An 18,439-nucleotide genomic window follows, 5' to 3' on the forward strand; every position below is an offset into this window, starting at 1 on the left:
GCGGGGCTATAGCGTTGACAAAAACAGCCTGAGCAAGGCGGCAATTGTTGAGTACTAAGAGTACATTGAGGAGATAATCATGGCTTATAGCGAACAGGTATTGGATCACTACGAAAATCCACGTAACGTCGGTAAGCTTGATGAAAAAGACGGCAACGTCGGCACCGGTATGGTGGGAGCACCTGCCTGCGGCGATGTGATGCGTCTACAGATTCAGGTGAGCGATGATGGTGTCATCGAAGATGCACGTTTTAAAACCTATGGCTGCGGCAGCGCCATTGCCTCAAGCTCGCTGTTAACCGAGTGGGTTAAAGGTAAGACTTTGGATGAGGCCGGTGCAATTAAGAACACTGAGCTGGCTGAAGAGTTGGCTCTGCCGCCGGTTAAGATCCATTGTTCAGTATTGGCTGAAGATGCGATAAAAGCGGCAATTGCCGATGTTAAGCTTAAGCGCGGCGAGTAGTCGCACTTCGTTGTTTTTGTCTGTTAAGCGGGCGTTACCGGCATTGGCTGGGCCTGTGGAGATAGTATGGCTGTAAGTATCACCGAATCCGCCGCCAACCATATTGGCGCCCAATTGGCTAACCGCGGCAGCGGTTTAGGTATTCGCGTCGGCGTTCGCACCTCCGGCTGCTCTGGTATGGCTTATGTTCTGGAGTTTGTCGATACCACCGAGGAGCACGACAGTGTGTTTGAGGGGCATGGCGTCAAGGTTATTATTGACCCCAAGAGCTTGGTTTATCTCGATGGCACCGAGCTGGATTTTGTTAAAGAGGGGCTCAACGAAGGGTTGAAGTTTAATAATCCGAATGCCTCCAGCGAATGCGGTTGCGGCGAGAGTTTTCACGTCTAAGCTATTCTGTGCCCTGCGTGCAGGGTGCTCCTCTCACATCAGTAGTCAGTATTCTCTATGAGCATTTTAAGCCTCGATAAAAATTATTTTGAGCTGTTTGGCTTGGAGGCGGGTTATGCCGTTGAACTCTCGGCTTTGGCTGCTGTATATCGCAAGCTGCAGCAACAGTTTCACCCCGACCGATTCAGTGCCGCTGGCGACCGCGAGCAGCGCATGGCAGTGCAGATGAGTGCGCGTATCAATGAGGCTTATAATGCCTTGTCATCACCCTTAAAAAGGGCGCAATACCTGCTTAAATTACAAGATATCGACGCCAGTGGTGAGAATACCACGACCAATGATCCGCAATTTTTGATGCAGCAAATCATGTTGCGTGAGCAGTTATCGGAAGTGCGAGAGCAGGCCGACCCCGAGTCGGCCATCGAATCAATGAAGGCCGAAGTGGAGGCGATGATTACCGCTGCCAGCGACGAGTTTTCCCAGGCCTACCAACAAAATAATACTGCCGTGGCGACTGCGGTGGTCGCTCGAATGCAATTTTTGTACAAATTGCTGGTTGAAGTCGAGCGGGTAGAAGAAAGCATTTTTGACGACGAATAACCTCGGCTTTTGGCGGGTTTAGTTTTTAACGATTTTAGGTGGCGTAAATGGCCCTGTTACAAATTTCTGAGCCTGGACAGGCTCCTGCTCCGCACCAGCGCAAACTGGCTGTTGGTATCGATTTAGGGACGACTAATTCGCTGGTGGCCAGTGTCCGTTCAGGCTCTGCGGCAACCCTGCCCAATCTGGCCGGTGAACACCTGCTGCCATCGGTGGTGCACTATGGCGATAGCGCTGTCTGTGTCGGTGCCGAGGCTGAAAAATTTGCCGGTTCTGACCCTTATAATACTATCGCCTCTGCCAAGCGTTTAATCGGTCGCGGTGTCGAGGACGTAAAGACCTTGGCGGGTGAGCTGCCTTATCGGTTCAGCCCCAGCGACGGAGGCATGCCGACAATCAATACTGCTGCCGGTGATGTCAGTCCGGTTCAAGTCAGCGCCGAAATTTTAAAGCAGCTGCGTCAGCGCGGCGAAGACACCCTCGGTGGCGAGTTGAATGGCGCCGTTATTACCGTGCCAGCTTATTTTGATGACGCCCAGCGTCAGGCAACCAAAGACGCGGCAAAGATTGCTGGTTTGAACGTATTGCGCCTACTAAATGAGCCAACTGCTGCGGCGGTGGCCTACGGCCTCGACAGCGGTGATGAGGGTGTGATTGCTGTCTACGACCTGGGTGGCGGCACTTTTGATGTGTCTATTTTACGTCTGAGTCGCGGTGTGTTCGAGGTGTTGGCCACCGGTGGGGACTCAGCCCTCGGTGGTGATGACTTTGATCGCCTGTTAGCCGATTGGTTTATTGCGCAATCCGGTCAGTCGGTTACCGATGCGGCGGCACTGCGTCGTGTGCTGATGGCGGCAAAGCGGGCAAAAGAGCAGTTGTCAGAGCAGACAGAGGTTGCGGTAGATTTAGCGGATGAGCTGTCTTGGCAGGGTAAGATTTCGGCTCAGCAGTTTGCCGAATTGGCAAAGCCATTGATTGATCAAACACTGAAGGCCTGCAAGCGCGCGATGCGAGATGCCAAGGTTAAGGCGGCTGATATTGATAACGTGGTGATGGTCGGTGGCTCGACCCGTGCCTTGGCTGTGCGCCAGGGGGCTGCTGAGTTGTTTGGCAAGCCGCCGTTGGTCAATATTGATCCCGACCGCGTTGTGGCCATTGGTGCAGCTATTCAAGCCAATGTGCTGGTGGGTAATGCCAGCAGCGATGATTTGCTATTGCTCGACGTGATACCACTGTCGTTGGGTATCGAGACCATGGGTGGTCTAATGGAGAAGGTGATTCATCGTAATACCACGATTCCTGTGTCAATGGCGCAGGAGTTTACCACCTATAAAGACGGTCAGACCGCGATGGCAATACATGTCTTGCAGGGTGAGCGAGAGATGGTCAGCGATGCGCGTTCGCTGGCACGTTTTGAGTTGAAGGGTATTCCGCCGATGGCGGCGGGGGCGGCGCATATCCGCGTGAGCTTCCAGATAGATGCCGATGGCTTGTTGAGTGTCAGTGCGCTGGAAAAAAACAGTGGTGCCAGTGCCGGTGTTCAGGTCAAGCCCTCCTACGGCTTGAGTGACAATGCAATAAGCGGCATGATTACCGACTCCTTTAGCAATGCTAAGCAGGATCAGCAGGCTCGCGAGCTACGCGAACAGCAGGTTGAGGCCGATCGTATTATTGAGAGCCTGATGTCGGCGATGCTTACCGACGGCAACGCCTTGTTGAGTGAATCGGAGCGCAATGATTTAACCGCGGCGATGGAGACCTTGGTAGTGCTGCGCAATGGCGATAGTGCTCGCGCGATTGCCGATGGCATAGAGAGCTTGGCCAAGGCCAGTGACTTCTTCGCCGAACGCAGAATGGACAGCAGTATCAAGCAGGCCTTAGCCGGTCACAGCGTCGATGAATTTGAAGCGGCCGAAGACAGTACCCTGGGCTGTGAAGAAAAAGCGGCAAAGGCGGCAGAGCAGCCCAAGTCTTAAGCCAGTAAGAGTTAATTAAGTCGGTGCTCAATGCCGACGCCGGATTCCTAACAAGAGAGTGAATTATGCCTCAAATAGTAGTATTACCTCATCACGAGCTTTGTCCTGAGGGCGCCGTTATCGAGGCTGATGAGGGCAAAACAGTCTGTAAGACGCTGCTTGAAAACGATATTGAAATCGAGCACGCCTGTGAGATGTCCTGTGCCTGTACCACCTGCCATGTGGTTATTCGTGAGGGTTTCGACTCGATGGATGAGGCCGATGAGCTAGAAGAGGACTTTCTCGATAAGGCGTGGGGGCTGGAGCCGGATTCGCGCCTGAGTTGTCAGGCTGTTGTAGGCGAAGAAAATTTGGTGGTTGAGATTCCGAAATACACGATCAACCAAGTCTCTGAAAATCATTAATGAATAAGGTATAAAGTAATGCAGTGGACTGATGTGCTGGATATTGCGATTGAGTTGTATGAGGCTCACCCGGATGTAGACCCCAAGGGGGTCCGATTTACCGATTTGCGTCAGTGGGTTATGGATTTGCCAGAGTTTGAAGGCGATGCAGATCGCTGTGGTGAAAAGGTATTAGAGGCCATTCAACAGGCGTGGATCGACGAAGCAGAGTAGGCTTAGTGTATACAAGCTGAGGCATACTAAAGCACCGCGACAAAACCGCGGTGTTTTGCTGTCTGGCCCGTGAGATTCGGTGTTAAGTATGCTAAATATCCTGTGATAGTGATTATTTGTCATTAACTGTGTCTTTTGCGGTCTCTACAGATACTAATTTGCCAGCAGTGCCGGTATAATCGCCGCCTCAAATCGGCCGCTTGCTGGCTTGATATAAAAATTTAACGACTCGAGTCACCTCGGGTTAAATAATCTAAAATTGGGAGAAGTCTACGTGGCTATCGAACGCACTCTATCTATTGTAAAACCTGACGCCGTTGCTAAAAATGTTGTTGGTGAAATCTACAGCCGTTTCGAAAAGAACGGTCTGCAAATTGTTGCCGCTAAAATGGTTCAGTTAAGCCAGGAAAAAGCAGAAGGTTTTTACGCTGAACACAAAGAGCGTCCTTTCTTCCCAGCCTTGGTTGAGTTCATGACCTCTGGCCCTGTTTGTGTTCAGGTGCTTGAAGGTGAAGGCGCAGTATTGAAAAACCGCGACCTAATGGGTGCGACTAACCCCGCTGAAGCCGATGCCGGTACTATCCGCGCAGACTTCGCCAGCTCTATCGATGCCAATGCTGTTCACGGTTCAGATGCTGTTGAATCTGCTGCTCGTGAAATTGCATACTTCTTCGCAGAAGATGAAATCTGTCCACGCTAAGCTCTTGTGAGTTTGCAAAATAGCGGTGCTTAGGTGCCGCTAAGTGGATAAAAGCCCTATACTTTATATAGGCAATTCGGAGGCTTGGCCTCCGTTGTTATTTCTACCTCGGGTAATTTTTCCCGATGGCTAGTAAATATCATAGAATTTTGATGATCGAATTAGGTGTTTTATGAGCGAATCCAGCAACCCCGATTTTACCAATGCCGCCGAGGCTGTGGCGGAGCCAAAAATCAACCTACTCGGTCTGTCGCAGCAGAAGCTGCGCAGTTTCCTCAAGGCCGTTGATGAGAAGCCTTTTCGTGCTGAGCAGTTGTCGAAATGGATCCACCATCACGGTGTGACCGACTTCGATGAAATGACTAATCTCAGTAAGTCGTTGCGGGCTAAGTTAAATGCCGTGGCTGAAATACGTGCGCCGGAAGTTGTCAGTGAGGAAACCTCGAAGGATGGCACGCGTAAGTGGGTGTTGCGCACGGATGAGAACGGTTTGATTGAAACGGTGTTTATCCCGGAAGATGGACGCGGTACGCTTTGCGTCTCCTCCCAGGTCGGCTGCTCTCTCGATTGCAGCTTCTGCTCAACGGGTAAACAGGGGTTTCAGCGTGATTTAACCGCTGCGGAGATTATTGGTCAGGTGTGGTTGGCACTGCGCTCTTTCGACGGTTTTAAATCGGGTAACGGTCGTGTTGTCACCAATGTGGTGATGATGGGCATGGGCGAGCCATTACTAAACTTCGATAATGTCATGCAATCGATGGATCTGATGATGGACGACCTCGGTTACGGTATATCGAAGCGTCGTGTAACATTGTCGACCTCCGGCGTGGTGCCGGCGCTGGAGAAGATGATCGGCCTGACAGATGTATCGCTGGCGATTTCATTGCATGCACCGGTCAACGAGTTGCGCAGCGAATTAGTTCCGATCAACAAAAAGTATCCGATAGAAATGCTGCTGGATACCGTGCAGCGTTATATGGATTCACTGCCGGATAAAAAACGTGTGGTCACCATAGAATACACCTTGATCAACGGGGTTAATGACCGTGCCGAACACGCCCATCAACTGTCCCAGTTGCTTAAGCAAACGCCTTGTAAAATCAACTTAATTCCGTTTAATCCATTCTCCATGAGTGATTATAAGCGAGTTTCAAATACAGCACTTGATCGTTTCCGCAAGATTTTGCAACATGACGGTTATGTTGTCACCGTACGCACGACCCGAGGCGATGATATCGATGCAGCCTGCGGCCAATTAGTGGGTGATGTCAAAGATCGTACCAAGCGTGCGGCCAGACACCGTGCCGCTCGTGGTATCGAAGACCAGCAAGACATTATTAAGATTGTTGAATAAGTTACACGGCGACTATGCTTCTGCTGCCTATGGCGACAAAATTACAATAATTCGGAGCGTTATATGAACAGCTTAAAGCCCTCGAGGCTGGTTAAATTTTTCGCAACACTGGTCACTGCATCGGTGTTGCTATCGGCTGGAGGGTGCATGAGTGTTGAGCAAACCTCTGTCGATGGTCGTGAAGTCAATGCTGAGAAAGCTGTCAACGATCATGTGAAGGCGGCGATGACCTACTTGTCCGATGGTCAGGTTGGTGCAGCCCAGCGCCACCTCAACCGAGCGCTGGAGTTGGACCCGAAATCAATTCCTGCTCATAATGCCTTGGCTCTCAGCTATAGCATGACGGGAGAGCTGGAGTTGGCTGAAAAGTCCTATCTGGATTTGCTGAATATCGATCCGGGTTACAGCACGGCAAGAAACAACTATGCCGGCATGTTATTCAAACTCGGCCGCACCGATGAGGCCTGTGATCAATGGCAGACTGTGGTGGCAGATGGCACCTACGATCGCCGCGCTGGTGCCTATTATAACCTGGGCCAATGTCGCTTGGTGCAACAACGCTTCGCACCCGCCGAACAGGCTTTTGAGCGCTCCATCGCATTGGATCGTAACAACCCGGCAAGCTATATCGAACTGGCCAAGCTGTACTATGGCAACGGCCAATATGATAAATCGCAGGTGCTTTACAGCGAGTATCGTAATAAAAAGGGCCAGCCCAGCCCGTCCAGTTTGTTGCTGGGGATTAAATTAGCCGTTGAAAACGGTGACCAGAACGCCCAGGCCAGCCAAGCCCTGGCGCTGAAGAGTTTATTCCCAGACAGCCCTGAATATTTGGAGTATCAGCGCCGTGCCAGAAATCAATAATGCCGATCAGCCCATCGCTGAAAACGTGCATGTGGGGCAGTTGTTATCTGATGCCCGTAGAGCAAAGGGCCTGAGCATTGAAGATGTTGCGCTGCACCTGTGTATTACACAGAAGAATGTCGCCGCCATTGAGATTGAGAATTATCAGGCCATCGGTAGCAGTGTCTTTGTCCTAGGTTATTTGAAAAACTATGCCTTGTTATTGGGTTTGGATGTCGATGAGGTGCAGCGGCGCTATCGCGAGCAACTTCCTAAGAAACAAGAGAAACGCTCGATTACCAAACCGCAGCTATCAATACATAAGCGCCATAGTGGCTCACCTCTTTGGCTGTTAGTTGTGTTAAGTGTTTGTATTGGTGGTGCCTTTTGGTTGTTCTCCGGTGAGCCTGTCAGCCGTGAGGTAACCACTACCAACGAGGTGAAAGTGTTGACGGCCAGCGGAGACACAGTAGTTGAGTCATTGTCTCAGCCCGTTGTTGTCGAGTCTGAGCCAGCCCTAGTAACAGAGGTTGAGCCACTGGTATTAGACGAGCAGCCACTGCTGACTGACGACAGTGGCAGTGAGGTTGTCGAACAGGTCTTACCTGACCAGCGTCTATCGATGTATTTCGATGATGAGTGCTGGGTAGAGGTGCGCGATGGCAGTGGCAAGAGACTGTTGTCTGGTATTAAAAAGCAGGGCGATCAGGTTGAATTTGACGGCATTGCCCCCTATCAATTGGTAATTGGTAAGGTCGGCGCAGTCAGATTAACGTACAATGGTGAAAATGTTGAGGTGGTTGCCCGGAGCGGCAAGAAAACTGCCAAATTAACCGTCGGAAAGGCCAGTTAATGAATTTCGAGTCCCCAATTAAGCGTAGAGTGTCACGCCAGATTATGGTCGGCGATGTTGCCGTCGGCGGCGATGCACCGATTTCAGTACAGAGCATGACCAACACTGAGACCTGCGATATCAGTGCCACGGTGGCTCAGATTCAAGCGATTACTGAGGCCGGTGCCGATATCGTACGAGTTTCTGTGCCCACCATGGATGCCGCCGAGGCCTTTGGCAAGATTCGCCAACAGGTCAACGTGCCGCTGGTGGCCGATATTCACTTCGATCACAAAATTGCGCTGCGGGTTGCCGAGTTGGGTGTCGATTGTCTGCGTATCAACCCCGGTAATATTGGCCGTGATGACAAGGTTCGTGAAGTTGTTGCCTGCGCCCGTGATAAGAATATTCCTATCCGTATTGGTGTGAATGCCGGCTCCCTTGAACGTGAATTATTGCGTAAGTACAAGGAGCCTACGGCTGAGGCGATGGTCGAATCAGCCATGCACCACATTGATATACTCGACAAACTCGATTTTCAGCAGTTTAAATTGAGCATGAAGGCCTCGGACGTTTTTATGGCGGTCGATGCCTATCGTCGTATTGCCACACAAATTGATCAGCCGCTGCACTTGGGGATTACTGAGGCCGGCGGCCTGCGCTCCGGTACGGTTAAGTCCTCTGTCGGTTTAGGTATGCTGTTGATGGACGGGATCGGCGATACCATGCGTATTTCCTTGGCTGCTGACCCGGTGCATGAGGTCAAAGTTGGCTTCGATATTTTGAGAAGCCTGAAGCTGCGCACCAAGGGTATCAACTTTATTGCCTGCCCGAGTTGTTCGCGCCAAAATTTCGATGTTGTCGGCACCATGAATGAGTTAGAGGGTCGAGTCGAAGATATCATGACGCCGCTCGATGTTGCGGTAATCGGTTGTATTGTCAATGGTCCCGGAGAGGCCAAGGTTGCCGATATCGGTTTGACCGGCGGCACGCCCAGCAATATGATTTTTATCGACGGTAAAACCGACCACAAAATCGGTCAGGAAAACCTGGTCGACACACTAGAGGAGCTGATTCGGGAGAAGGCGGCTAAGCGACAATCTGAGCTCGACGACATCATTGTAAAAAGCTAGCTGATTACGCTCGCTGGCAGGATTAGAACAGGTGCTCAGTCACCTGTTTATTTGTTTTTAAAGAACTGATTTTTGGAAGATAAAAACGTGGCAAAAATACAATCTATTCGCGGTATGAACGACAATGTCCCAGCCTCTACACCGGTATGGCAGTATTTAGAAAAAACCGTTGCCGATTTGTTAAAAAGTTATTCCTATCAGGAAATCCGTTTTCCCATTCTCGAGCAAACCGCGTTATTCAAACGCTCCATCGGCGAGGTGACGGATATTGTTGAGAAGGAAATGTACACCTTCGAAGACCGCAACGGCGACAGCTTGACACTGCGCCCCGAAGGTACCGCCAGTTGTGTTCGCGCTGGAGAGCAAAACGGTTTGCTTTATAACCAGGTGCAGCGTCTGTGGTACTGCGGCCCGATGTTTCGCCATGAGCGCCCACAAAAAGGTCGACTGCGTCAATTTCACCAGTTCGGCGTTGAGACCTTCGGCATGGCGACAGCCGATGTGGATGCCGAACTGTTGGTGCTGACTGCCAGATTATGGCAGCAACTGGGCATTGACCAGTATGTGACGCTGGAACTCAATACCATAGGCTCTGCCGAGTCGCGTGCCAAATTTAAGGCGGCTTTGGTTGATTATTTGAGCGACCGTAAAGAGCAACTCGATGAAGATAGCCAGCGCCGCTTAGGTACTAACCCGCTGCGTATCCTCGACAGTAAGTCGGCGGAGACTCAGGCGATTCTTGACGGCGCCCCGGTGCTGAGCGATTTCCTTGATGAGGAATCAGTGGCCCACTTCGATCGTCTCAAAACACTGCTCGATGCCGCCGGTGTTCGTTATACCATCAACCCGCGCCTGGTCCGAGGTCTCGATTACTACTGTAAGACGGTTTTCGAGTGGGTGACCACGCACCTCGGTGCTCAGGGTACCGTCTGTGCCGGTGGCCGCTACGATGGCTTGGTTGAGCAGCTTGGCGGCAAGGCCACCCCGGCGGTCGGCTTTGCCATGGGTGTTGAGCGTCTGGTGTTGTTATTAGAAGAGCTCAACGTGGTGCCTGCACATGTCAATAATGATATCGATGCCTATGTTGTGGTGCAGGGCGACAGCGCTTACCCGCAGGCCTTGGCCATGGTTGAGCAGTTGCGCGGTTTGGCGCCCAAGCAAAAGATTCAATTGCACTGTGGTGGTGGCAAGTTTAAGAAGCAGATGAAGAAGGCTAATGACAGTGGTGCGCAATACGCATTACTTGTTGGCGATGACGAGGTCGCCGAGTCGAAACTGGCGGTGAAGCCATTGCGAGACGCCAATGCCGAGCAGCAGCAGCTTTCGGTGACCGAGGTCGCGGCCTTGCTCAATGGCTAAGCGGTTTGCGTGACTGGATTTTTTGGCCGTCTGTTGTGTATGATAAGCGGCACTATTTTATTGACATATATTTGATCATTTTACAGTTTGCCGGCCTGTTACCGGCCATGAGGAGATAAGGCGTAGTGGATACCTATCGTACAGAAGAAGAACAGGTCGAAGCCATTAAACACTGGTGGAAAGAGAACGGTACATCGACTCTTTTAACTATTGCGGTCGCCGTGGGCGGATTTTTTGGTTACCAGTACTATACCGATACTAATCAAGCGAATGCCGAGCAGGCCTCAGCGGTTTATCAGCAGTTGCTGGAACTGAACAGTCAATTGTCGCAGCAGTCTGATGAGGCTCAACTGGCGACGGCCCACCATTTAGCCGGTGAGCTGAAAGATAACTTTTCTAGCTCAACCTATGCGCAGTTTGCGGCGTTGATTAATGCGCGTCTGTATGTCAAAAGTGATGACCTGGTTAAGGCTGAAGCAGAATTGCGTTGGGTCTTGGCTCAGCAGCCCGATCAAGAGTTGGTCAGCGTTACAGAATTACGCCTCGCTCGGGTGCTCGATGCCAATGGTGACAGCGACAAGGCAATGGCGTTGATCGAGCAGGGCCGCGACGGTGGCTTCCAGGTGGGCTTTAACGAGTTGAAAGGCGATATTCTTAAAGCGCAAGGTGATTTGGCTGCGGCCCGTGTGGCTTACCAGCAGGCCGCCGATGGCGCCGCTGAATTTGGTATTCAGGCATCGCCATTGTTAGCGCTGAAATTACAAAACCTACCGGCTGCGGCCGAGGAATAAGCTGATGTTGTCGAAGACTGTATTCGGTCGTCTGACCAGTGCCTGTTTTGTCGCCTCGCTATTGACCATCAGTGCCTGTAGCAGCACGCCGGAAGATGAATCACTGTTACCGGCGGAGCTCATCGACTTTGAAGCCACCGCCAAATTAACGAAGCAGTGGAGCACCCGTGTCGGTGATGGCCAGGGCGGTAAGTATAATCGTCTACAGCCAGTGATTGTCGAAGATGTTATATATGCCGCCAGCGCTGAGGGTGAGATTGTTGCCCTCAACAAAGGTGACGGTAAGCGCCTTTGGAAAACTGATTTAGACGAGGGTCTCAGCGGTGGCGTTGGCGCTACCAGTCGTCAGCTATTTGTCGGCTCGGTTAATGGTGAGGTTATCGCGGTCGATGCGCTCACCGGCGAAGAGCAGTGGCGAGCCGATGTGAAGAGTGAAATCTTGGCGGCCCCAGCCTCCCGTGGCAATGTGGTGGCGGTGCAGGCCTTCGATGGCAATATTTACGGTTTAAGCACCGAAGACGGCAGTCGCCTATGGCGTTATGACAGTTCTCGCCCTGTGCTGACACTGCGTGCCAGTGCGGCACCGGTGATCAGAGATAATACGGTTTACGCCGGTCTCGCCAACGGCCGTGTGGTGGCGCTCGATTTAAATTCTGGTCAGGTTCGCTGGGAGGCACGGGTTGCCATTCCGCAGGGTGATTCGGAGATCGAGCGTATTGTCGATGTTAACGGCAGCCCGTTGGTGATGAGCAATGAGATTTACGCCATCAGTTATCAGGGGCGTTTGTTGCGTATTGACCGCAGCTCGGGTCGCCCGCAGTGGGAGTTTAAAGCATCCAGTGACGGTGGCTTGAGCGAGGGCTTCGGCAATGTATATTTTAGCGGTCAAGATGGCAGCATTTTTGCGGTTAACCGTGACACAGGCTCGTTGACATGGGAGCAGACACTGCTAGCAAATCGCCAGCTGAGTACGCCGAAGGCCTATAGTAACTATGTTATTGTCGGCGACTTTGAAGGCTATCTGCATGTGTTGTCGCAGGTTGACGGTCAGATGGTAGCTCGTACTAAACTGGGTAGCGATGGCATCCGTGCTGACATTTTAAGCGACGGAAAATTGATTTATGTGTTTGGCAACAAGGGACACTTAACCGCTTATCGAATTAAGCGTAAGTAGTTATCCGGTTAGTTAAACAACGGCTTGTCGCATAGCGGCAAGCCGTTTTGTTATTTTTATGAAACAGTAAATTGTATGTGTTTTGCTGTTCAATTCGAGAGTGAAGAGGTATATCGATGTTACCAGTTATCGCCATAGTTGGGCGCCCCAATGTTGGTAAATCAACACTGTTTAACCGACTGACTAAGAGCCGTGACGCTCTGGTGGCCAACTATGAAGGGCTGACCCGTGACCGCAAATACGGCGAGGCAACCTATGATGACCACCGCTTCTTGCTGATTGATACCGGTGGTATTACCGGCGAAGAAGTGGGTATCGACGAAGAGATGGCCAAGCAATCGCTGGCCGCTGTCGAAGAGGCCGATGTGGTCTTCTTCCTGGTGGATGCCCGTGCCGGTTTAACCGGCACCGATGAGGTACTAGCCCGTCATCTTCGCACCAGTAACAAAAAGACGTATTTGTTGGTCAACAAGGTCGACGGCGTCGATGTCGATATTGCCCTCGCCGACTTCTATGGTTTGGGTCTGGAGCGGGTATGTCCGATTACCGCCAGCCAAGGGCGTGGTCTACGCTCGTTGATGGAGGAGGTGCTGGCCGGCCTGCCTGAGGCAAAAATCAACGACGATGAAGAAGACGCCAAGCGCGGTGTTAAAATCGGTATTATCGGCCGCCCTAATGTCGGTAAATCGACCTTGGTCAACCGCATGTTGGGCGAAGACAGAGTCATTGTGTTTGATATGCCCGGCACCACCCGTGACTCTATTTATATCGATTATGAGCGCGATGGTAAGGATTACACCATTATCGATACCGCGGGTGTTCGCCGCCGCAAAAACGTCAAAGAGACGGTAGAGAAATTCTCTATTGTGAAGACGCTACAGGCGATCGACGACGCCAATGTGGTGATTGTGATCATGGATGCCCACGAGGGTATCGTCGATCAAGATCTCCATATTATGGGCTACGCGCTCAACAGCGGTCGTGCCCTGGTCATCGGTATTAACAAGTGGGATGGGATGGATGCGGATGCCCGTGACCATATCCGCAGCGAACTCGATCGCAAGCTGAATTTCATCGATTATGCCGAGATTCATTTTATCTCTGCGCTACACGGTACCGGCGTAGGCCACCTCTACGAGTCGGTAGAGAAAGCGTATACCAGTGCGACCAAGCGTTTGGTCACCAATGAGTTAACTCAGATATTAGAGGGGGCGGTATTCGATCACCAGCCACCGATGATTAACGGCCGCCGCATTAAATTGCGTTATGCCCATGCCGGTGGCCACAATCCGCCGTTGATTGTGGTGCACGGTAATCAGACAGGTAAAATCCCTGCCTCTTATAAGCGCTATCTCGAGAAGGTATTCCGCCGTGAGCTGGGCTTGGTGGGCACGCCGATTCGGATGGAATTTAAGAGCAGTGAAAACCCGTTCTCTGGCAAGGAGAGTGTTGGCATCGACCGCGAGAAAGAAAAGCGCCGTAACAACATTCGTCAAAACAAGAAAGACAAGGTTAAGGATCGTCGTAAAAAGAAAAACAAATAACGTCTCTCTTTTTCAAAAAACCAGAAGCTTGCTTCTGGTTTTTTTTGCCGAATAAATATGAAAACCATGCGGTTTCTGCGCTCTCCAGCCGCGGCTTTCTCTAACAGTTAGTTGATGTTTTATGATGGAAGGCGCTTAAATAGCGCCTTTTTTGTTGTACAGTTAAAAACACTAATAGTGTGAGTTTATAAATATGTTTGAGTTATCCCAGTTATTGTCCCTGGCGCTGATATTGATGATGTTTGCCATGGGACTAGGTCTTGCGGTGGGTGATTTTTTAGGGTTGTTTAAAGCGCCAAAGTTAGTGTTGACTACGGTTTTTGGTCAGTTGATTCTATTGCCGATTATCGCCGTCGCCATAGGTATGATTGCCGGTTTGACACCGGCCTTGATCGTTGGTCTATTGCTGGTGGCTCTTTGCCCCAGCGGCAGTACCTCAAACTTTTTAACCAAGCTGGGTAAGGGTAATGCTGCACTGTCGGTCACCCTGACGGCAGTCATTAGCTTGGTGACGGTATTCAGTTTACCGTTGATACTGCTGGCGGCGGCACCGCTGCTGGGCTACCGCCAGGGCAGTATGAGCCTGTCATTTGTCGCCACCGTGCAAGATATGGCCTTGCATACACTGTTGCCGGTAGCGGCAGGGATGCTATTTCGAGCGTTATTTACCGCCACCGCTCGTCGAATAGAACCTGTGGTCGTGTTGCTTTCGACGATGGTGTTTGTTGTGGTTATTGCGCTGTTATGGCAGCAAAATTGGTCATCGATTACCGCCTCCTTTGGCAGGGTCGGTATAGCAGCCTTGGCAATGCTGTTCTGCAGCCTATTGCTTGGCCTCGGTCTCGGCGTGATGATTAAGACGACTAGCCGCAACAGCTTTACCATGATGTTGGAGGTGGGTATTCAAAACGGCGCCCTGGCTTTTTTTATTGCAGTCAACCTGCTCAAGGATATGCAGCTGGTGGCACCGGCGACGGTGTATACCGTGGCGATGGTGTTGGTGGCGCTGCCGATTGTCCTGTTACGGCGAGCGAGTCTGAGGGCATAGCTCGCTTCAGCGTCCACGCTGAATCTGAATCGGCTAGGATAGTGTCTACCTCCTAATGATGCCTAGCAATTGAGGTGATACGAATACAAATCATACTCGTTATTATTATATCATGTTGTTTTTTAGGTATTTTTTTGGCCTGTAAAATATTGTTTGTTGGCGGATTGGGGACTAAACTTTAATGCAAATTTAAGGGAGGAAAGCGCAATGAAAGGCCAGCAGTCAATCGTCCAAATACTGAACGATATCCTAGCGATAGAGTTAGTTTCGATTAACCAATACTTCTTACACGCCCGCATGTATCGCAACTGGGGCCTGGAGGAGATGAACGAAAAGTCCTACAAAAAATCGATCAAAGATATGAAGCAGGCCGACGATTTAATCGAGCGCATCCTGTTCTTGGAAGGCCTACCCAACCTGCAGCATCTGGGCAAGCTGCGTATTGGTGAGAATACTGAGGAGATGCTCAAGTGTGATTTATCACTTGAGATCGAGCAGGTGGCAGCGCTGAAAAATGCCATTGCCGAATGTGAGAAAGCCAGTGATTATGTCAGCCGTGAAATCCTAGAGTCGATTCTTGAGTATGAAGAAGACTATGTCGATTGGATTGAAACCCAACAGCATTTGGTGGGCTTAACCGGTATTCAAAATTACCTACAATCGACTATGGAGGACTAAGTTATGCAAGGTTCTACAAAAATTATCGATCTACTCAATCGTCAGTTAACCATGGAACTGTCATCCATGGATCAGTACCTGGCGCACTCGAAACTCTATGAAGACTGGGGTATTAGCCGCCTCTACCACCTGCTCGAGCATGAATACGATGAGGAGTTGGGACACGCTCGAAAAATCATCGAACGCATTATCTTTTTAGAGGGCAAGGCCGACACTGCCTCCCGCGATCCTATCCAGGTCGGCGGCGATGTGAAGCAAATGCTCACCTTCGATTTAGCTGCCGAGAACGCCGTGGCCGAAAGCCTGCGCGAGATCATCGGGGTCTGTGAGGAAGAGCAGGACTATGTCACCCGTGACATGTTGATGGAGCTACTCGATGATACGGAGACTGATCATATCTTCTGGCTCGAACAGGCGCTGGGCTTGATCGATCTGGTTGGCATCCAAAACTATATCCAATCGCAGATGAAGGCTTCAGAGGGGTAATCCGATCAGCGCTTGTTAAGTCTTCTTGCGAGCGCAGAGTTTTATGCAAGGGTGAATCAAAAAGCCTGCGCCTGAACCCTTGGATGAAACTCGGAGTGAGCGTGGCACGGCGGTTAAGCTAACGACTTACCGCTGGGTTGCTAACTCAGCTGATCACGTCCTGGTCAATATACACCCGTTTAATCTCTTCCAAAATAGTCGGGTCATCGATGGTCGAGGGGATATTAAATTGCTCGCCATCGGCAATTTGTCGCAGCGTCTTACGCAGAATTTTACCGGAGCGGGTCTTGGGCAGGCGCTGTACTAACAACACCTGCCGCAGGCTGGCGACGGCGCCGACATTATTCCGCACCAGGGTAACAATACTGTCACTGACGGCGCTGTCAGCCTCAATGCCGTCCTTAATAACGACCAAGGCGAGAGGGATCTGGCCCTTTAAATCACAGTGAATACCCACTACGGCGGCTTCGGCGACGGCATCGTGCCCGGCAATTAACTCCTCGAGTTCACCGGTCGAGAAACGGTGACCGGCGACGTTAATCACATCGTCGGTACGGCCCATGATAAAGACATAGCCGTCCTCGTCGATATAGCCGCCGTCGCCGGTGAGATAGAATCCGGGGTAGGGGGCCATATAGGTTTGATGGTAGCGCTCGGCATTGTTCCACACCGTGGGGAAACACCCCGGCGGCAGCGGCTGCTTGACCACGATTTCACCAACGGTATTGGCTTCAACACTGCTGCCGTTAACGTCGAGCACCTGCACATTAAAGCCTGTCACCGGCTTGGTCGATGAGCCGGCTTTGGTCTCCAGTACTTCCAGACCAATCATATTGGCGACAATGGCCCAGCCTGTCTCAGTCTGCCACCAGTGATCGATGACCGGTTTTTGTAATAACTCCTTCAGCCAGTAATAGGTCGAGCTATCAGTGCGCTCTCCGGCTAAATACAACGCCTTTAAGCTGGAGGTGTCGTATTGCTGGTAGAAGGTCGCCTCAGGGTCCTGCTTGCGCACAGCGCGGAACGCCGTCGGCGCGGTAAACATAATCTTTACTTTGTGCTGCTCGATCACCCGCCAAAAGGCACCAGCATCAGGCGTACCAACTGGCTTGCCCTCATAGAGCACCGTGGTACAACCAGCAAACAACGGGGCGTAGACAATATAGCTGTGGCCGACCACCCAGCCGACATCCGACGCCGCCCAGTAAACATCACCGGGGTGGACATCGTAGATGGCCTGCATCGAGTATTTCATCGCCACCGCATGGCCGCCGTTATCGCGCACCACCCCCTTGGGCTTGCCGGTGGTGCCGGAGGTATACAGTATATAGAGCGGGTCGGTGGCCATCACGGTGATGCAGTCGACAGGGCTGGCGGCGTCGGTAAAGGCCTGCCAGTCGATATCGCGCCCCTCGATCAATGTACAGGGCTGTTGTGGCCGCTGTAATACCACCACCTGAGTAATCTTATGTTCCGCCTGCTCAATGGCCTGATCGATAATCGACTTGTAATCGATGATGCGGCCAACCTCGATGCCGCAGGAGGCGGTAAGAATCATGCTGGGGGTGGCATCATCAATCCGTGAGGCCACTTCCTTGGCGGCAAAGCCACCGAAGACCACCGAATGAATAGCGCCAATACGAGCACAGGCCAGCATGGCGATCGCCGCCTCAGCCACCATCGGCAGATAGATCAACACCCGGTCGCCCTTGCTAATGCCCTGTTGCTGCATCGCCCCCGCTAATAAGGCGACTTTGTCGCGTAGCTGTAGATAAGTGTAAGTCTGTTGTGTCTGAGTAACGGGGGAGTCATAGATCAGCGCCGCCTGCTCGCCGCGCCCCTGTTCTATGTGGTAGTCGAGGGCCAGATAGCAACTGTTCATCTCGCCATCGGCAAACCAGCGGGGCACGTGGTTATCATCGTTGCTTAAAATGGTTTGCGGCTTCTTAAACCAGGCAATATGCTCCGCCTGCTCCGCCCAAAACTGCTCCGGCTGCTCAATCGAGCGTTGATAAGCCTGCTGGTATCCCATCGGTCCATCCCTCTACACGTTGTTATGGGGTTAGAGTAAAGGCGGCGCCGGTTAAATTCAATCGTAAAACTACGTCCATTAGTCTAATACCGGTGGTGAAATACGAAGGGGTTATTTCGCTGGGAGGTGACTTTAAGGCTTTGATTAAGCGAGTATAGTGGTAGAGGGGAAATAGAGATGTGAGGCTGTGGTGGGGTTAGGTATGGCTATCGCCGTGATAGTTATTTTGATCGGTTTAATGGATGGTTTTCGCCAGGAGGTTGGTCCTTCCTTTCCTGCCTATATGACATTCACCTGCGAACGCAGAGTTTTATTCAAGGGTGAATCAAAAAGCCTGCGTCTGAACCCTTGGGTGAAACTCGGAGTGAGCATGGCAGAGCGGTTGGCTTCAATGCCCAACCAACCCAGCCGAAAAGGTT

The 18,439-nt window shown here is 51.5% G+C and carries 19 protein-coding genes; 18 read left to right on the top strand and 1 reads right to left on the bottom strand.

All coding sequences use genetic code 11. The annotated features are described in order from the left end of the window. Nucleotides 1-79: 79 nt before the first annotated feature. The 18 genes from iscU to bfr (L9P87_RS13870) all read left to right on the top strand — a co-directional run bounded on the left by iscU (nucleotide 80) and on the right by bfr (L9P87_RS13870) (nucleotide 15,988). Nucleotides 80-463 (top strand): Fe-S cluster assembly scaffold IscU, encoded by a 384-nt coding sequence (iscU, locus tag L9P87_RS13785; protein WP_237445325.1) that lies wholly within the window; start codon nucleotides 80-82, stop codon nucleotides 461-463. Between the two features lie 66 nt (nucleotides 464-529). Then, nucleotides 530-853, top strand: a complete 324-nt coding sequence (iscA, locus tag L9P87_RS13790; RefSeq protein WP_237445326.1) for an iron-sulfur cluster assembly protein IscA — start codon at nucleotides 530-532, stop codon at nucleotides 851-853. A 57-nt stretch (nucleotides 854-910) separates the two neighbouring features. After that, nucleotides 911-1,453, top strand: coding sequence for a Fe-S protein assembly co-chaperone HscB (hscB, locus tag L9P87_RS13795; RefSeq protein WP_237445327.1), 543 nt, complete (start codon nucleotides 911-913; stop codon nucleotides 1,451-1,453). A 47-nt stretch (nucleotides 1,454-1,500) separates the two neighbouring features. Next, complete coding sequence (hscA, locus tag L9P87_RS13800; protein ID WP_237445328.1) at nucleotides 1,501-3,429, top strand: Fe-S protein assembly chaperone HscA; 1,929 nt, start codon at nucleotides 1,501-1,503, stop codon at nucleotides 3,427-3,429. Nucleotides 3,430-3,494: 65 nt separating this feature from the next. Beyond that, nucleotides 3,495-3,833 carry an ISC system 2Fe-2S type ferredoxin gene (fdx, locus tag L9P87_RS13805; protein WP_237445329.1) on the top strand — a complete coding sequence of 113 codons (339 nt, stop codon included), beginning with the start codon at nucleotides 3,495-3,497 and terminating at the stop codon, nucleotides 3,831-3,833. Between the two features lie 18 nt (nucleotides 3,834-3,851). Further along, nucleotides 3,852-4,046, top strand: coding sequence for a Fe-S cluster assembly protein IscX (gene iscX / locus L9P87_RS13810; protein WP_237445330.1), 195 nt, complete (start codon nucleotides 3,852-3,854; stop codon nucleotides 4,044-4,046). Nucleotides 4,047-4,320: 274 nt separating this feature from the next. Continuing rightward, the gene (gene ndk / locus L9P87_RS13815) at nucleotides 4,321-4,746 is read left to right on the top strand and encodes a nucleoside-diphosphate kinase (protein WP_237445331.1); all 426 of its coding nucleotides are present in this window, start codon (nucleotides 4,321-4,323) and stop codon (nucleotides 4,744-4,746) included. 172 nt (nucleotides 4,747-4,918) lie between these two features. Further along, nucleotides 4,919-6,100 (top strand): dual-specificity RNA methyltransferase RlmN, encoded by a 1,182-nt coding sequence (gene rlmN, locus L9P87_RS13820; RefSeq protein WP_237445332.1) that lies wholly within the window; start codon nucleotides 4,919-4,921, stop codon nucleotides 6,098-6,100. Nucleotides 6,101-6,163: 63 nt separating this feature from the next. After that, a complete protein-coding gene (gene pilW / locus L9P87_RS13825) occupies nucleotides 6,164-6,964 on the top strand; it encodes a type IV pilus biogenesis/stability protein PilW (protein ID WP_290368513.1) in 801 nt (266 codons plus the stop codon). Beyond that, a complete protein-coding gene (locus L9P87_RS13830; protein ID WP_237445334.1) occupies nucleotides 6,948-7,796 on the top strand; it encodes a RodZ domain-containing protein in 849 nt (282 codons plus the stop codon). Before pilW ends, L9P87_RS13830 begins: the two co-directional genes overlap by 17 nt. Then, a complete protein-coding gene (gene ispG / locus L9P87_RS13835; protein WP_237445335.1) occupies nucleotides 7,796-8,908 on the top strand; it encodes a flavodoxin-dependent (E)-4-hydroxy-3-methylbut-2-enyl-diphosphate synthase in 1,113 nt (370 codons plus the stop codon). Before L9P87_RS13830 ends, ispG begins: the two co-directional genes overlap by 1 nt. 87 nt (nucleotides 8,909-8,995) lie before the next feature. After that, nucleotides 8,996-10,267 (top strand): histidine--tRNA ligase, encoded by a 1,272-nt coding sequence (gene hisS, locus L9P87_RS13840; protein ID WP_237445336.1) that lies wholly within the window; start codon nucleotides 8,996-8,998, stop codon nucleotides 10,265-10,267. Nucleotides 10,268-10,392: 125 nt separating this feature from the next. Continuing rightward, on the top strand, nucleotides 10,393-11,058 hold the full coding sequence (locus tag L9P87_RS13845) for a YfgM family protein (RefSeq protein WP_237445337.1): 666 nt from the start codon (nucleotides 10,393-10,395) through the stop codon (nucleotides 11,056-11,058). A 4-nt stretch (nucleotides 11,059-11,062) separates the two neighbouring features. Beyond that, the gene (bamB, locus tag L9P87_RS13850) at nucleotides 11,063-12,232 is read left to right on the top strand and encodes an outer membrane protein assembly factor BamB (RefSeq protein ID WP_237445338.1); all 1,170 of its coding nucleotides are present in this window, start codon (nucleotides 11,063-11,065) and stop codon (nucleotides 12,230-12,232) included. A 116-nt stretch (nucleotides 12,233-12,348) separates the two neighbouring features. After that, entirely contained in the window at nucleotides 12,349-13,776 is a 1,428-nt protein-coding gene (gene der / locus L9P87_RS13855) for a ribosome biogenesis GTPase Der (protein WP_237445339.1), read from the top strand. 193 nt (nucleotides 13,777-13,969) lie between these two features. Next, entirely contained in the window at nucleotides 13,970-14,824 is an 855-nt protein-coding gene (locus tag L9P87_RS13860; RefSeq protein WP_237445340.1) for a bile acid:sodium symporter family protein, read from the top strand. 207 nt (nucleotides 14,825-15,031) lie between these two features. Beyond that, a complete protein-coding gene (bfr, locus tag L9P87_RS13865) occupies nucleotides 15,032-15,502 on the top strand; it encodes a bacterioferritin (protein ID WP_237445341.1) in 471 nt (156 codons plus the stop codon). A gap of 3 nt (nucleotides 15,503-15,505) precedes the next feature. After that, the gene (bfr, locus tag L9P87_RS13870; protein WP_237445342.1) at nucleotides 15,506-15,988 is read left to right on the top strand and encodes a bacterioferritin; all 483 of its coding nucleotides are present in this window, start codon (nucleotides 15,506-15,508) and stop codon (nucleotides 15,986-15,988) included. A 145-nt stretch (nucleotides 15,989-16,133) separates the two neighbouring features. Here the strand turns inward: bfr (L9P87_RS13870) and L9P87_RS13875 are convergent, their stop codons facing one another. Further along, entirely contained in the window at nucleotides 16,134-18,020 is a 1,887-nt protein-coding gene (locus L9P87_RS13875) for a propionyl-CoA synthetase (protein WP_237445343.1), read from the bottom strand. Nucleotides 18,021-18,439 lie beyond the last annotated feature (419 nt).

Origin of the sequence: Sinobacterium norvegicum, from assembly GCF_923077115.1 — a bacterium.
GTDB lineage: Bacteria > Pseudomonadota > Gammaproteobacteria > Pseudomonadales > Sinobacteriaceae > Sinobacterium > Sinobacterium norvegicum.